Origin of the sequence: Noviherbaspirillum sp. (assembly GCF_035654295.1) — a bacterium.
Classification (GTDB): Bacteria; Pseudomonadota; Gammaproteobacteria; order Burkholderiales; family Burkholderiaceae_D; genus Noviherbaspirillum.
This window is the reverse complement of record NZ_DASRXF010000211.1, coordinates 1-12,866: the sequence shown is the minus strand read 5'-3', so window position 1 is coordinate 12,866 and position 12,866 is coordinate 1. Positions and strand designations below refer to the sequence as shown.

General features: G+C 62.7%; 14 protein-coding genes, 1 tRNA gene, 1 other RNA gene and 1 pseudogene. 7 read left to right on the top strand and 10 right to left on the bottom strand.

Going from position 1 to position 12,866, the window contains the following annotated elements; all coding sequences use genetic code 11:
• From VFF99_RS19850 to VFF99_RS19840, 3 genes are all read right to left on the bottom strand, one after another.
• Positions 1-413, bottom strand: a 413-nt coding sequence (locus VFF99_RS19850) for a chemotaxis protein CheW (protein ID WP_325020656.1), incomplete at its 3' end; no start/stop codon positions are given.
• A gap of 2 nt (positions 414-415) precedes the next feature.
• On the bottom strand, positions 416-2,227 hold the full coding sequence (locus tag VFF99_RS19845) for a methyl-accepting chemotaxis protein (RefSeq protein ID WP_325020655.1): 1,812 nt from the start codon (positions 2,225-2,227) through the stop codon (positions 416-418).
• A gap of 221 nt (positions 2,228-2,448) precedes the next feature.
• Positions 2,449-2,524, bottom strand: a tRNA-Ala gene (locus tag VFF99_RS19840).
• Positions 2,525-2,699: 175 nt separating this feature from the next.
• On the opposite strand from VFF99_RS19840, the gene VFF99_RS19835 reads away from it, so the two are divergent.
• The 5 genes from VFF99_RS19835 to VFF99_RS19815 all read left to right on the top strand — a co-directional run bounded on the left by VFF99_RS19835 (position 2,700) and on the right by VFF99_RS19815 (position 4,816).
• Positions 2,700-2,918: a DUF904 domain-containing protein gene (locus tag VFF99_RS19835; RefSeq protein ID WP_325020654.1), complete on the top strand. Its 219-nt coding sequence runs from the start codon at positions 2,700-2,702 to the stop codon at positions 2,916-2,918.
• Positions 2,915-3,226, top strand: a complete 312-nt coding sequence (locus VFF99_RS19830) for a cell division protein ZapA (protein ID WP_325020653.1) — start codon at positions 2,915-2,917, stop codon at positions 3,224-3,226. Before VFF99_RS19835 ends, VFF99_RS19830 begins: the two co-directional genes overlap by 4 nt.
• Positions 3,227-3,293: 67 nt before the next feature.
• Positions 3,294-3,476: non-coding RNA, 6S RNA (ssrS, locus tag VFF99_RS19825), on the top strand.
• Positions 3,477-3,537: 61 nt separating this feature from the next.
• On the top strand, positions 3,538-3,996 hold the full coding sequence (locus tag VFF99_RS19820; protein WP_325020652.1) for an EVE domain-containing protein: 459 nt from the start codon (positions 3,538-3,540) through the stop codon (positions 3,994-3,996).
• A gap of 16 nt (positions 3,997-4,012) precedes the next feature.
• Positions 4,013-4,816 carry a sulfite exporter TauE/SafE family protein gene (locus VFF99_RS19815; RefSeq protein ID WP_325020651.1) on the top strand — a complete coding sequence of 268 codons (804 nt, stop codon included), beginning with the start codon at positions 4,013-4,015 and terminating at the stop codon, positions 4,814-4,816.
• Positions 4,817-4,820: 4 nt separating this feature from the next.
• Here VFF99_RS19815 and VFF99_RS19810 read toward each other — a convergent pair whose 3' ends face one another.
• From VFF99_RS19810 to VFF99_RS19790, 5 genes are read right to left on the bottom strand one after another with little or no spacing between them, the layout of a single operon-like run.
• Positions 4,821-6,329, bottom strand: a complete 1,509-nt coding sequence (locus VFF99_RS19810; protein WP_325020650.1) for a malonyl-CoA synthase — start codon at positions 6,327-6,329, stop codon at positions 4,821-4,823.
• 11 nt (positions 6,330-6,340) lie between these two features.
• A complete protein-coding gene (locus VFF99_RS19805) occupies positions 6,341-7,114 on the bottom strand; it encodes an enoyl-CoA hydratase/isomerase family protein (protein ID WP_325020649.1) in 774 nt (257 codons plus the stop codon).
• A 5-nt stretch (positions 7,115-7,119) separates the two neighbouring features.
• Positions 7,120-8,085: a tripartite tricarboxylate transporter substrate binding protein gene (locus VFF99_RS19800; RefSeq protein ID WP_325020648.1), complete on the bottom strand. Its 966-nt coding sequence runs from the start codon at positions 8,083-8,085 to the stop codon at positions 7,120-7,122.
• Positions 8,086-8,120: 35 nt separating this feature from the next.
• Positions 8,121-8,918, bottom strand: a complete 798-nt coding sequence (gene lgt / locus VFF99_RS19795; protein ID WP_325020647.1) for a prolipoprotein diacylglyceryl transferase — start codon at positions 8,916-8,918, stop codon at positions 8,121-8,123.
• Positions 8,919-9,815, bottom strand: coding sequence for a LysR substrate-binding domain-containing protein (locus VFF99_RS19790; protein WP_325020646.1), 897 nt, complete (start codon positions 9,813-9,815; stop codon positions 8,919-8,921).
• Between the two features lie 127 nt (positions 9,816-9,942).
• Here VFF99_RS19790 and ilvD point away from each other — a divergent pair, with 127 nt between their 5' ends.
• A complete protein-coding gene (gene ilvD, locus VFF99_RS19785) occupies positions 9,943-11,817 on the top strand; it encodes a dihydroxy-acid dehydratase (RefSeq protein WP_325020645.1) in 1,875 nt (624 codons plus the stop codon).
• Between the two features lie 48 nt (positions 11,818-11,865).
• Here the strand turns inward: ilvD and VFF99_RS19780 are convergent, their stop codons facing one another.
• Positions 11,866-12,084 carry a TIGR04438 family Trp-rich protein gene (locus VFF99_RS19780; RefSeq protein WP_325020644.1) on the bottom strand — a complete coding sequence of 73 codons (219 nt, stop codon included), beginning with the start codon at positions 12,082-12,084 and terminating at the stop codon, positions 11,866-11,868.
• Between the two features lie 144 nt (positions 12,085-12,228).
• Between VFF99_RS19780 and VFF99_RS19775 the strand changes: the two genes are divergently transcribed.
• Positions 12,229-12,534: a c-type cytochrome gene (locus tag VFF99_RS19775; RefSeq protein ID WP_325020643.1), complete on the top strand. Its 306-nt coding sequence runs from the start codon at positions 12,229-12,231 to the stop codon at positions 12,532-12,534.
• A gap of 108 nt (positions 12,535-12,642) precedes the next feature.
• Here VFF99_RS19775 and VFF99_RS19770 read toward each other — a convergent pair.
• Positions 12,643-12,866 (bottom strand): annotated as a pseudogene (locus VFF99_RS19770) (branched-chain amino acid ABC transporter substrate-binding protein); the annotation flags it as partial.

Sequence of the window (12,866 nt, the reverse complement as noted above, 5' to 3'; positions counted from 1 at the left end):
CCGAGGAGCTGGTCGATGTCGATCAGCTGCAGGATGAGGCCGTTCCGCGACGTTACCTTGCCCAGGTAAGGTGCCGTGTCCCGCGCAATGCCGGCTTCGACGAACGCCGGTTCGTCGATGTGCTCGATGCCGGCGACACGCTCCGCGACGAGCCCGAGCAAGTGGGACGCGCCACCGGTGCGATAGTCGACGAGGAGGATGCGGGTGTCGAAGTGTGCCGCGCAGGGCTGGCCCGATGCGCGGGCGCAGAGGTCGATGACCGGGATCGGCTTGCCATGGAAATTCATCATGCCGGCCACATAGCCGGGCACGCCGGGGACCTGCTTGAGTTCCATCAGCGGCAGCACGCGGACGACTTGCCCGGTGGGCAGGCCGTATCGATCCTTCCCGAGATGGAACACCAGGAACTGCATGGCTACATGGTTACCGCAAAATTGGAGACGCCGGCCTGCAGGTCCTGCGCCGCATACTGAAGCTGCTGCACGGCCTCGCTGGTGGCCTTGAGGGCGTCGACCGCCTGCTGGGTCGCTTCATTCAGCTGGGTCATGGTCTCGCTGATCTGCGACGCGCCGACTGCTTGCGACTGCATGCCTTCCAGAACCATGTCGAAGCGGGGCGTCAGGTTGCGCACCTGGTCGATCACGCCGGTCAGCTGCTCGCTCACCAGGCTGACTTCGCCCACGCTGCGGCGGATCTCGTCGGAGAACTTGTCCATACCCATCACGCTCGCCGATACGGCGGACTGCATTTCCTTGAGCATCTGCTCGATGTCCCAGGTAGCGACCGAGGTCTGGTCGGCCAGCCGGCGGATTTCAGTTGCCACCACCGAGAAGCCGCGTCCCGCCTCGCCGGCCTTTTCCGCCTCGATCGCCGCGTTCAGCGACAGGATATTGGTCTGGTCCGCGACCTTGGTGATCGTCGTCAGGACGTTGTTGATGTTGCTGGCCTTCTCGGACAAGGCGGATAGCTTGGCATTGATCGCATCGGTTGCCGTCACCATGCGCTGCATCGTCGTATCCATGCGCTTGAGGTTGGTCTGTGCTTCCGTGGTTGCCGAGGTGGTGTATTCCGCGACGCGGGTCACGTCCTCCATGGCCTTGAGCAATTGCGAGGTATTGGCCGAGATTTCCTTCGTCGTGCTCAGGACCTCGATACTGGTCTGCGCCTGCTCGACGCCGGTGGCTTCCTGCTGGCGGGCCGATGCCGCGATTTCCGTGGTCGACGTAGCGACCTGGATGCCGGCTTTTTGCACGCGGTTGAGGAGGGCACGCAGGTTGCCGAACATGGTCGAGAGCCCGTCGCCGAGCCGGCCGATCGCATCGTTGCCGGTGACGGTGATCCTGCCGGTCAGGTCGCCCGCGGTCGCCTTGACGACGACCTCGAGCAGGGAATCGACCTTGGCCTTGAGCTCATCGGTCTGCTTCTGTTCGCGTTGCTGCGCTTCCTGCACGGCCTGCGCCATGAGGTTCACGTTGCGGGCGACCAGGCCGAGTTCATCTTCGCTCAGCACCTCGGCGCGGGCGGACTGATTGCCGGCCGCGAGCTGGCCCAGCGTGGCCGTAAGCTTGGCCACCGGACGCACTACCGCGCGGGCGAGCCACCAGGAAATCAACGTGGCCGCAAGTATGGCCGCCAGGCCGCCGACGATGAGCAGGGCCAGCATGCTCCGGACCGAGGAAGCGGCGTTTTCGGCCCGCAGTGTCAGCAGCCGGTTCTCTTCATCGTTGAATTCCCGCAGCAGCTTGTGGACGGCGTTGACCTGCCTGAAACCGTCCGTCAGGCGCGAATCGCGAGAAATCTGATCGACGCCGGTCGGCGTCCGGGCCAATTCGCGCCGGCGTTCGATCAGCGGATGCACGACCTCGGTACGCCATTGTCCGATCAGGGTCTCGATTCGATCCAGGCGTCCCCGTTGGGCGCTCTCGGCGGCGCCGCCGCGCAGCTGTTGAAGTTGCGATTGCAATTCTTTTTCGTTCTCGTCCAGCCGCGAGAGGAAGCTTTCGTTGCCGGTCAGGAGAAAACCCCGGTACTCCGCCTGCATGTCGAGCAGCGCTGTTTCGACCGCATGGCTGCCGAGCAGGACATTCAGGGTTTGCCGGTCCAGGCGGTTTGCGTCGACGAGGTTGGAAAAGCTGTTATAGCTTGCGAGCAGCAGGGCCAGAAGCATGGCGATGATGGCGCCGAAACCCGCGTATTGTTTTTTCTGGATGCTCAGGTTGTTGAACATTTTTTCTCCGGCATGGGGCCAAATGGATGACGTTCCAGGAATGAACGCCAGGATGGCTCGCCTCTTATCATACAGAAATGATTTTGCCCCCGTGCTTGCAGGAAGGCATACGATGGATTGCTGCGGGGTACGGCAAGTTCCGGTGCCGCAGTTGAGATGGAAGGGGTGATACCGTAACGGCGGGAACGCCGCTTGCAGTGCAATGGGAGGATAGGGGAGGATGGTGGAGCGGAGGAGGATCGAACTCCCGACCTTCGCATTGCGAACGCGACGCTCTCCCAGCTGAGCTACCGCCCCCATCCCGAACGATTGTATTGACTCGCGCAGGTGGATGCAAGTGGCCAACATCAAAGGAAAGCCATTCTCCAAATGGAGGGAAAGTGCGACTTTTTGGTGAGGGTTGTCTTGAAAAAACATCCCCAAGTGATTGAATCTATTGACGGAAATTCGATTGCCCTACTATAGTGACGCCATGATTTCCGATTTTCATCAACTTTCCGAAAAAATCGTCAAGCTCGCCGAGCTGGCGCAATCGCTGCGCCGGGAAAACGCGGACTTGCGGTTGACGCTGGCTACCCTGACCGCCGAGAACGCGGACCTTGCAAAGCGTATCGAGGAAGCTTACACACGCGTTTCTGCTCTGCTGGAAAAGATCCCCGCCGCCGATGAGCAGGGTGAGGAGGCCGCATGATCCAGCTCGACGTGACCATCATGGGCCAGCCGTACCGGCTCGCCTGCAAGGAAGGTGAAGAGGAAACGCTGAAGCAGGCAGTGCAGTACCTGGACGACCGCATGTGCAATATTCGCGATGCCGGCAAGGTCAAGGGCACCGACCGCATCGCGGTGATGGCCGCGCTCGGCATCGCTGCGGAACTGCTTGCGTCGAAGTCCTCTGACGGCCCGTTTGCGAACATGACGCTGGCCGATGTGAAGCAGCAGATCGCCGCCATGCACAGCGTGCTCGATGCCGCGCTTGCGCCTCAGGAAAACCTTTTCTAGATCAACAAGAGCGCGGGGAGATTTTCCGCAAAGTCTTTGACATCACGTGCGATTGGCGATACTCTAAAGCCTCCTGCCGTGTTCGCGATTGCCATATATTCCTTGAACCAATGTATTGGCACAGGTCGCGGAAATTTGTTCGATGGGCGTGCTTCGTCGCTAGTCCGATGAACCCGAAATTGGACTAACTGTGACCACCTTGAACCGCACGGTTCGGGATGCCGGCAAAGACGGCACAGGCGGGACTAATACCAGAAGCGGCTGCACTCGTGCAGCCGCTTTTTTATGCGCGCGATATTTGTGGAGCTGCGATGCAGTACTGGTTGATGAAATCGGAGCCGGACGAAGTAAGTATCGACGATGCGCTGGCCGCACCCGCCAGCACCGTCGCATGGTTCGGCGTGCGCAATTACCAGGCGCGCAATTTCATGCGCGATGGGATGCGCGTCGGCGACGGCGTGCTGTTCTACCATTCCAGTTGTGCAGAGCCGGGGATTGCGGGCATCGCCGAAGTGGCCAGCACGGCGTATCCCGACGAGACCCAGTTCGATCCGAAGAGCAAGTATTACGATCCCAAGTCCACGCGCGAAAATCCGCGCTGGATGCTGGTCGACGTGCGCGCCAAGCAGAAGACGCGGCTCATTACACTGCCTGAACTGCGTGCCATGCCAGAGCTGGAGGACATGCAGATCCTGAAGAAGGGCAACCGCCTTTCCATCACCCCGGTATCGCCGTCCGAATGGCGGTGTATCATCCGGCACATCAAATAACAAACGGAAACACAGGATGGATATTTCCCTGATCGTGGGGCTGCTGGCGTTGGGCGCCGCGGTCGGATTCGCCGCGGGCCTGCTTGGCATCGGCGGCGGCATGCTGCTCGTGCCGTTCATGACCATGATCCTGACGGCGAAGGATTTCCCGAAGGAGCATATCGTCCACATGGCCATCGCCACCTCGCTGGCGACCATCATGTTCACATCGATCTCTTCCGTGCGCGCGCATCATGCACGCGGCGCGGTGCGCTGGGATATCGTCAAGCTGCTTGCGCCGGGCATTCTCGTCGGATCGTGGATAGGCCCGTGGATCGGTGCGCAGCTGAATTCCTCCGGCCTGGCGTTGGCATTCGCGGTGTTCGTCACCTTCTCCGCGGTGCAGATGATTCTCGACAAGAAGCCAGCGGCATCGCGCGACTTGCCCGGCACGCCCGGCATGTTCGGCGCCGGCGGCGTGATCGGCACGCTGGCGGGGCTGGTCGGGGCGGGCGGCGGTTTTGTGTCCGTTCCCTTCATGACCTGGTGTAACGTGAAGATCCACAATGCGGTGGCCACCAGCGCGGCGCTCGGTTTCCCGATTGCGCTGGCGGGAACCTTGTCCAACATTTACCAGGGAATCCATCAGCAGGGCCTGCCGTCCGGCTCGCTGGGCTTCATCTACCTGCCGGCCCTGCTGGTGATTTCGATTGCAAGCGTGATGACGGCGCCGCTCGGAGCGAAGACGGCGCACAGCCTGCCGGTGAAATCACTGAAGAAGGTGTTCGCGCTGGTGCTGTTCACCCTCGCGGCCTACATGCTGTACAAGGCTGTCCGGTAACCGGTCACGCATTCTTGTACTGATCGCGCAGCAGGTTCTTCTGGACCTTGCCCATCGTGTTGCGCGGCAGTTCCGGGACGAAGAACACGCGTTTTGGCACCTTGAAGTTGGCGATCTTCGATTTCAGCGAGCCGATCACTTCCGACTCGGAAAGCGATGCGCCGGGTTTCGCTACGATCACCGCGGTGACCGCCTCGCCGAAATCCGGATGCGGCACGCCCACCACCGCCGATTCCACCACGCCGTCCATTTCATCGATGAAGGATTCGATCTCCTTCGGATAGACGTTGTAGCCGCCGGAGATGATCAGGTCCTTGCTGCGGCCGACGATGGACAGGTAGCCGTCCTCGTCGAATTTGCCTACGTCGCCGGTCTTGAAGTAGCCGTCCGCGGTGAATTCCTCCGCCGTTTTCTCCGGCATGCGCCAGTACCCCTGGAACACGTTCGGGCCCTTGACCTGGATATCGCCCACTTCGCCGGCTTCGCACGGCGTGCCGTCGCCTTTCACCACACGCACCGAAACACCGGGCAGGGGCAGGCCAACCGTGCCGCCGACGCGCTTGCCTTCATAGGGATTCGACACCAGCATGGTGGTCTCGCTCATGCCGTAGCGTTCGAGGATGGTGTGGCCGGTGCGGCGCGCGAATTCATTGAAGGTTTCCATCAGCAGCGGTGCGGACCCGGAGACGAACAGGCGCACGTTGGCGCACGAATCCTTGCCGAACGCTTCCTCACCCAGCAGGCGCACGTAATAGGTGGGCACGCCCATGAATACGGTGGAGCGCGGCAGGTGGCGCATGACTTCCTGTGCATCGAACTTCGGCAGGAAGATCATCTTGCTGCCATTCAGGAGCGCGCCGTGCGAGGCGACGAACAGGCCATGTACATGGAACAGCGGCAGCGCATGCAGCAGTACGTCGCCCGCCTGCCAGCGCCAGTATTCCTGCAGCACCTTCGCATTCGACGACAGGTTTTCATGCGTGAGCATCGCGCCCTTGCTGCGGCCGGTGGTGCCCGAGGTATAGAGGATGGCCGCGAGGTCGCCCGGCTGCTTCTCCACCGTATCGAAACTGTTGGATTGCAGTGCTGCGCGTCCCAGCAGCGAACCCTGGCGGTCGTCGCCGAGCGTGAACACATGCTTCGTGCCGCACTTGAACGCGATCTGCGATACCCAGCCGAAGTTCTGCGGCGAGCACACCACGACCGACGGTTCCGCGTTCTCGATGAAGTATTCGATCTCGGCGGCGCGATAGGCCGTATTCAGCGGCAGGTACACGTAGCCGGCGCGGATGGTCGCCAGGTACAGCATGAGCGCCTCGGGCGATTTTTCCACCTGCACCGCGACGCGTGCGTCCTTCGGCAGGCCGAGGCCGGCCAGCAGGTTGGCGATCTTGGCGGTGGCCCGGTCCAGGTCGTTCCAGGAATAGTAGAGCCCGTCGTGGGTTTCGATGCAGCAGGCGGTGCGGTCCGTGGGGAAGCGGGATTCGAATAGTGCGTAGAGGTTGGCGTTCATGGGAATGAGGGTTATTTGCCTTTGAAATCGGGAGTCCTTTTTTCGAGGAAGGCGCGCACGCCTTCCCGGTAGTCGTCGGAATGGAAGAAGGAAAACGCTGCGCGCAACTCTTCGTCGCTCAGCGGCGGAACCGGCGGCGACAACCGGCGCGCAAGCTGCTTGTTCATGCGAGCGGCGAGCGGCGCGCCTTGCGCGATACGCTCTGCCGCCCGCCTTGCGTCGTCCTGCACGTGGTCCACGATACGGTGGAGGAGTCCTTTCTCCTTCGCCTCCGCTGCGCCGAACACGCGGCCCTCAAGCAGGATTTCGAGCGCGGTGGCCTTGCCGACCAGTTGCAGCAATCCCTGCAGCTCGCCGGGCGCGAGCGGAAAGCCGAGCCGGTTGATGGGAATGCCGAAGCGCGAATCCGGAGCGGCGATCCGCAGGTCGCAGCAGGAAGCGATTTCCAGCCCGCCGCCGACGCACACGCCTTCGATCGCGGCGACCGTCGGATGAATGCATGCGGCGATGGCGTCGAGGGCCTCCGCAATGCTTTTCGTGTGGTAGGCGTAGCCCTGTTCATAGTTGCTGCGGACCGAGGTGAATTCCTCGATGTCGGCACCGGCGGCGAAGTTGCCGCCCGCACCCGTCACGATCACGCAGCGCAGGGCGTCATCCGAGGACAATTGGCGAAACGTGTCCGCCAACCCATGCCACATCGAAATATCGATCGCATTGAGCTTGCCGGGATTCGAGAGCGTCACCGTGGCGATGACGCCGTCCTTGCTGACGCGGATTTTTTCCATGCTGTTCATTCGAGTTTCACATTGGCTTTCTTGACGACCTCCGCCCAGCGCGCGATCTCGGAGTTCACCATCGTGCCGAACTGGGCCTGCACCACATTGGGCGTCTCAGAACCGATGCTGTGCCAGATGTTCCTGACTTCCGGCGTGGCAAGTGCCTTCTGCACTTCCGCGGCCATGCGCTCGACGATTTCCGGCGGCGTGCCCTTCGGCGCCCACATGCCGTACCAGGTCGACACTTCGTAGCCCGGCACGCCCGCTTCCGCCGCTGTCGGGATGTCCGGGAAACCCGGCGCGCGGGACGGCGCGGCGACGGCGAGGGCCTTGATGCGGCCGCCTTTCAAATGTGCTGCCGACGAGCCGAGGCCGTCGAACATCATGTCGACCTGGCCGGCGATCAGGTCTTGCAGCGCAGGGCCGGCGCCGCGGTAGGGGATGTGCAGGATGAAGGTCTTGGTCTGGATCTTGAACAGTTCGCCGGCAAGATGGTGCGAGGTGCCGTTGCCGGCGGAGCCATAGTTCAGCTTGCCGGGGTTCTTCCGAACGTAATCGAGGAAGGACTTGAGGTCATTGACCGGCACCTTCTGCGGATTGACGACGATGACCTGCGGCGGCGTCGCGATCAATGCCACCGGGACGAAATCCTTCTGGATGTCGTAGTCGAGCTTGGGATAGATCGACGGCGCGATCGCGTGGTGCGCGCCGCCGATGAAGAAGGTGTAGCCGTCGGGCGCGGATTTCGCCGCGATGCCGGCGCCGAGCGTGCCGCCGGCACCGCCGCGGTTGTCGATGATGACTTGTTTGCCCAGCTGTTTGGTGAGCTGGGCCGCCAGCGGGCGGGCAAATGCATCGGTGCCGCCGCCAGCGGGGAAGGGGACGATGAAGGTAACCGGCCGGTTGGGCCATGCCTGGGCGCCGGCGGCGAGGGACAGAAACAGACCTGCGACAAACAGCAACACGCGTGCGACTTTCATGACGATGTCTCCTTGATGTTGTCTTGCAGAACGACCTACGGACTCCTTCGTTTATATGCCAGCAGCAACAGCACGATGCCGAGGGCAACCATGGGCAGGGACAGCATCTGTCCCGCCGAAATGCTCCATCCGCCGAGCGGCACGACGTAATCCGGCGTGCGGAAGTATTCGGTAAAGAAGCGGGCGCAGCCATAGCCGAGCGCGAAGACGCCGCTCACCGCCATCACCGGCCTCGGATGGCGCGCGTACAGCCAGAGTACGATGAACAGCAGCACGCCGTCGACCAGCGCCTGGTAGAAGGGCGAGGGATGGCGCGGCAGGCTGTCCACGTTCGGCCAGATCATGGCCCAGGGCAGGGAAGGGTCGGCAACCCGGCCCGGCAGCTCGGCATTGATGAAATTGCCGATGCGGCCCGCCGCGTAGCCGAGCGGCACGAGCGGCGCGATGAAGTCCAGCACTTGCCACAGGCCGCGGCCCTTCTTGCGCGCCCACAGCGCCATCGCGATCATCACGCCGAGGAAGCCGCCGTGGAAGGACATGCCGCCCTTCCAGATCGCGAGGATTTCCAGCGGATGCGAGAAGTAATACGCAGGGTTGTAGAACAGCACCTCGCCCAGCCGGCCGCCAAGCACGACCCCGAGCACGCCGTAGAACAGCATGTCGTCCAGGTCTTCGACCTTCCAACCGGCGGCGGTGTTGTGCGCCTGCCGGACGCGCACCCGGCCGAGGATGAGGAACTGCGCGAAGGCGGCCAGGTACATCAGCCCGTACCAGTGCACGGACACGGGGCCGAGCGAAAAGGCGACGGGATCGGGAAGGGGGTGAATCAGCATCTATCGTTTCTTTCGCAATAGTTCGAGAAAGGTATGCAACACCGGGGACGCATTGTCGCGCCGCCATGCCAGGCCGGTTTCGAACAGGGCCGTCCGGTCCGACAGCGCACGGTACTCCACGCCCGGGCGTTGCAGGTTAGACACGGATTGTGGCACAAGCGCAATGCCCATGCCCGCGGACACGAGGCCAACAATAGTCTGCATCTGTATCGCTTCCTGCCCGATGCGGGGCGTCAATCCTGCGTCGCGGAAGCAGCCGACGATGGCGTCATGGAAGGCCGGTGCGATCCGGCGCGGGAAAATGATCAGGGGCATCTCGGCCACTGACTTGAGCGCCACGCTGTTCTTGCCGCGCAAGCCTTTGAGACCCTGCGGCGCGGCGAGGACGAGGGGCTCGGAGAGCACCGTCATGTAGTCCAGTTCGGCGCGGGCCTTGTCGTGCAGGGGCGGGATCAGCAGGCCGGCATCGATGCGGCCTTGCATCAGGTCTTCCAGCTGCACGTCCGTGGTGGCCTCGCGCAGGTCGATCTGTACTTGCGGATAGCGCTCGCGGAATTCCCGCAGCAAAGGGGGGAGCACGCTGTAGTCGGCGGTGGAGACGAAGGAGAGCGACAGCAGGCCGGATTCGCCCGAAGCCGCCCGGCGCGCCAGATCGGGCAGGGCGGCCGCCTGCTGCAGGATGCGGCGGGCCTCGGGCAGCAGCGCGGCGCCGGCGGGCGTGAGGCTGACGCTACGCTTGGTCCGCTCAAACAGCGGTGTGCCGAGGGCGGCTTCCAGGGACTGGATGGTTTGCGAGAGCGGCGGCTGGGTCATGTGCAGGCGCGCCGCGGCCCGGCCGAAATGCCGTTCCTCCGCCACCGCCACGAAATAGCGCAATTGCCGAAGCTCGATATTCATACGCGTTCCATATTAATTCGTAAGGAATCATATATTTGACACGTAGCTAAGGGCAAGGGACACTAGCCGTCTTTCCCCGCTTCCCTTGGGAACCGGGCGACCGAACAGATCATCCTGGAGACCTGAGATGCCCCAATACCGCTCCCGCACCACGACCCACGGCCGCAACATGGCCGGCGCCCGCGCCCTCTGGCGCGCGACCGGCATGAAGGATGGCGATTTCGGCAAGCCGATCATTGCCGTCGTCAATTCCTTCACCCAGTTCGTGCCCGGCCACGTGCACCTGAAAGACCTCGGCCAGATGGTGGCGCGCGAAATCGAAGCGGCCGGCGGCGTCGCCAAGGAATTCAACACCATCGCGGTGGACGACGGTATCGCGATGGGTCATGGCGGCATGCTGTATTCGCTGCCGTCGCGCGAACTGATCGCCGACTCGGTGGAGTACATGGTGAACGCCCACTGCGCCGATGCGATGGTCTGCATCTCCAACTGCGACAAGATCACACCCGGCATGCTGATGGCCGCGATGCGCCTGAACATCCCGGTCGTGTTCGTTTCCGGCGGCCCGATGGAAGCCGGCAAGGTGATCGAGGCGCTGCACGGCAAGCAGGAAGGCACGCAAAAGATCATCAAGGTCGACCTGATCGACGCGATGATTCAGGCCGGCGATCCGAGCGTCTCGGATGAACAGGTCGCCAACATCGAGCGTTCCGCGTGCCCGACCTGCGGTTCCTGCTCCGGCATGTTCACCGCCAATTCGATGAACTGCCTGACCGAAGCGCTGGGCCTGTCCCTGCCCGGCAACGGCACCGTCGTCGCCACCCATGCCGACCGCAAGCAGCTGTTCCTGCGCGCAGGCCGCCTGGTGGTCGAGCTGGCACGGCGCTACTACGAGCAGGAGGATGCGTCCGTCCTGCCGCGCAACATCGCCACCAAGACGGCCTTCGAGAACGCGATGGCGCTCGACGTCTCGATGGGCGGCTCGACCAACACCGTGCTGCACCTGCTGGCCGCGGCACAGGAAGCGGGCGTGGATTTCACCATGGCCGACATCGACCGCATCTCGCGCAAGGTTCCCTGCCTGTGCAAGGTAGCGCCCGCGACCCAGGACTATCACATTGAAGACGTGCACCGCGCCGGCGGCATCGTCGGCATCCTCGGCGAACTCGACCGCGCCGGGCTGCTCGACACCTCGGTTCCGACCGTGCACAGCAAGACGCTGGGCGAGGCGATCGCCGCCAACGACATCATGCTGAACAAGGACGAGTCCGTCCGCCAGCGCTTCCTGGCGGCGCCCGGCGGCGTGCCGACCCAGGTCGCGTTCTCGCAGGACAAGCGTTTCGACAAGCTCGACACCGACCGCGAGCACGGCTGCATCCGCGACAAGGCGCATGCGTATTCGAAGGACGGCGGCCTGGCCGTCCTGTACGGCAACATCGCGGAGAAGGGCTGCATCGTGAAGACCGCGGGCGTCGACGAGAGCATCCTCAAGTTCACCGGCAAGGCGCGCGTGTTCGAAAGCCAGGATGCGGCGGTGGAAGGCATCCTGGGCGACGTGGTCCAGCCGGGCGACGTGGTTATCATCCGCTACGAAGGGCCGAAGGGCGGCCCGGGCATGCAGGAGATGCTGTACCCGACCTCGTACATCAAGTCGAAGGGACTGGGCAAGGTCTGCGCGCTGTTCACCGATGGCCGCTTCTCCGGCGGTTCGTCCGGCCTCGTGATCGGTCACGCATCGCCGGAAGCGGCGGAGGGCGGCGCGATCGGCCTCGTCAATGACGGCGACACCATCGAGATCGACATTCCGGAACGACGCATCCACCTGAAGGTGACCGAGGCCGAGCTGGCGCAACGGCGCGCGGCGATGGAGGCAAAAGGTGACAAGGCGTGGAAGCCGGAGAACCGCGAGCGCGTGGTCTCGCAGGCGCTGCAGGCCTATGCCGCACTGGCGACATCCGCGGACCGCGGTGCAGTGCGCGACCTGTCGCAGCTGAAGCGCTAAGATGAAAAACCGGGGCAGCAAAAGCTGCCCCGGTTTGCATTTGGGTGCTTATTTCTTGAAGGTCTTCGCGACCCGCTCCTTGCGGGCCTTTTCAAGCTGCTCATCCGCGTTGCGTCTGTCGAGACCGAAAAGACGCTCGCCGAATTCGAACCAGATGAAGGCGATCAGGAACAGGCCGCCGATCCACCACCATGACAGATCGGCAACCGGGCCGACCTCGAAATAGCGAAGGATTGACAGCAAGACAATGGCGACGATCAGTGGCATGGCATCTCCCTTTCCCGCAGGATATTGCTAAAGTTTGTAACGGTCAATTCGCTGCGTCAACGTGATTCATGTATCGTGCGTTCCGGTGTGGTAAGCACCACTTACGCTGTACAATGTTGCGGGTTTTATCTTTTGGAGAAAGTAATGAAACGTTCTTTGCTGGTTTTCGCTGTAGCTGCTTTGGCGTCCGGTGCCGCAATGGCAAATGCCGACCTGGCCAAGGCCAAGAATTGCATGGCATGCCACGCAGTGGCCAACAAGGTTGTCGGCCCGGCATTCAAGGATGTGGCTTCGAAGTACGCAGGCCAGAAGGATGCTGAAGACAAGCTGACCCAGAAAGTGCTGAAGGGCAGCAGCGGCGTGTGGGGCCCGGTCCCGATGCCGGCCAACGCCCAGGTCAACGAAGCGGAAGCCCGCACCCTGGTCAAGTGGATCATGGCCCAGAAGTAATCGCTTCCGGTCTGCCAACGAAAAGCGCTCCCGTCGGAGCGCTTTTTTATTGGGGGTACGAAAAAAAACCCCGGCCGACGGCCGGGGCTTCCTTTGAGGCGATGCGAATTACTTCGTCACAGCCAGTTGCTGGCGCTGGCCACCCTTGTAGGTGTACAGGGTCAGCGTGCCTTCCTTGATGTCGCCCTTGTTGTCGAAGGCGATGTTGCCGGTCACGCCCTTGTAGTTGATCTTCGCCAGTTCCGGCAGGTACTTCGCCGGCTCGGCGGAGTTGGCCTTCTTCATGGCTTCGACCATCACCATCACCGCGTCATAGACGTACGGTGCATAGA

Bases quoted from the DNA above. Each gene is read 5' to 3' on its own strand.
- lgt (WP_325020647.1), bottom strand. From the start codon at position 8,918: ATGCTGATTCACCCCCTTCCCGATCCCGTCGCCTTTTCGCTCGGCCCC.
- VFF99_RS19780 (WP_325020644.1), bottom strand. From the start codon at position 12,084: ATGCCACTGATCGTCGCCATTGTCTTGCTGTCAATCCTTCGCTATTTC.
- VFF99_RS19830 (WP_325020653.1), top strand. From the start codon at position 2,915: ATGATCCAGCTCGACGTGACCATCATGGGCCAGCCGTACCGGCTCGCC.
- VFF99_RS19790 (WP_325020646.1), bottom strand. From the start codon at position 9,815: ATGAATATCGAGCTTCGGCAATTGCGCTATTTCGTGGCGGTGGCGGAG.
- VFF99_RS19775 (WP_325020643.1), top strand. From the start codon at position 12,229: ATGAAACGTTCTTTGCTGGTTTTCGCTGTAGCTGCTTTGGCGTCCGGT.
- VFF99_RS19810 (WP_325020650.1), bottom strand. From the start codon at position 6,329: ATGAACGCCAACCTCTACGCACTATTCGAATCCCGCTTCCCCACGGAC.
- VFF99_RS19800 (WP_325020648.1), bottom strand. From the start codon at position 8,085: ATGAAAGTCGCACGCGTGTTGCTGTTTGTCGCAGGTCTGTTTCTGTCC.
- VFF99_RS19845 (WP_325020655.1), bottom strand. From the start codon at position 2,227: ATGTTCAACAACCTGAGCATCCAGAAAAAACAATACGCGGGTTTCGGC.
- VFF99_RS19815 (WP_325020651.1), top strand. From the start codon at position 4,013: ATGGATATTTCCCTGATCGTGGGGCTGCTGGCGTTGGGCGCCGCGGTC.
- VFF99_RS19805 (WP_325020649.1), bottom strand. From the start codon at position 7,114: ATGGAAAAAATCCGCGTCAGCAAGGACGGCGTCATCGCCACGGTGACG.
- VFF99_RS19835 (WP_325020654.1), top strand. From the start codon at position 2,700: ATGATTTCCGATTTTCATCAACTTTCCGAAAAAATCGTCAAGCTCGCC.
- VFF99_RS19820 (WP_325020652.1), top strand. From the start codon at position 3,538: ATGCAGTACTGGTTGATGAAATCGGAGCCGGACGAAGTAAGTATCGAC.
- ilvD (WP_325020645.1), top strand. From the start codon at position 9,943: ATGCCCCAATACCGCTCCCGCACCACGACCCACGGCCGCAACATGGCC.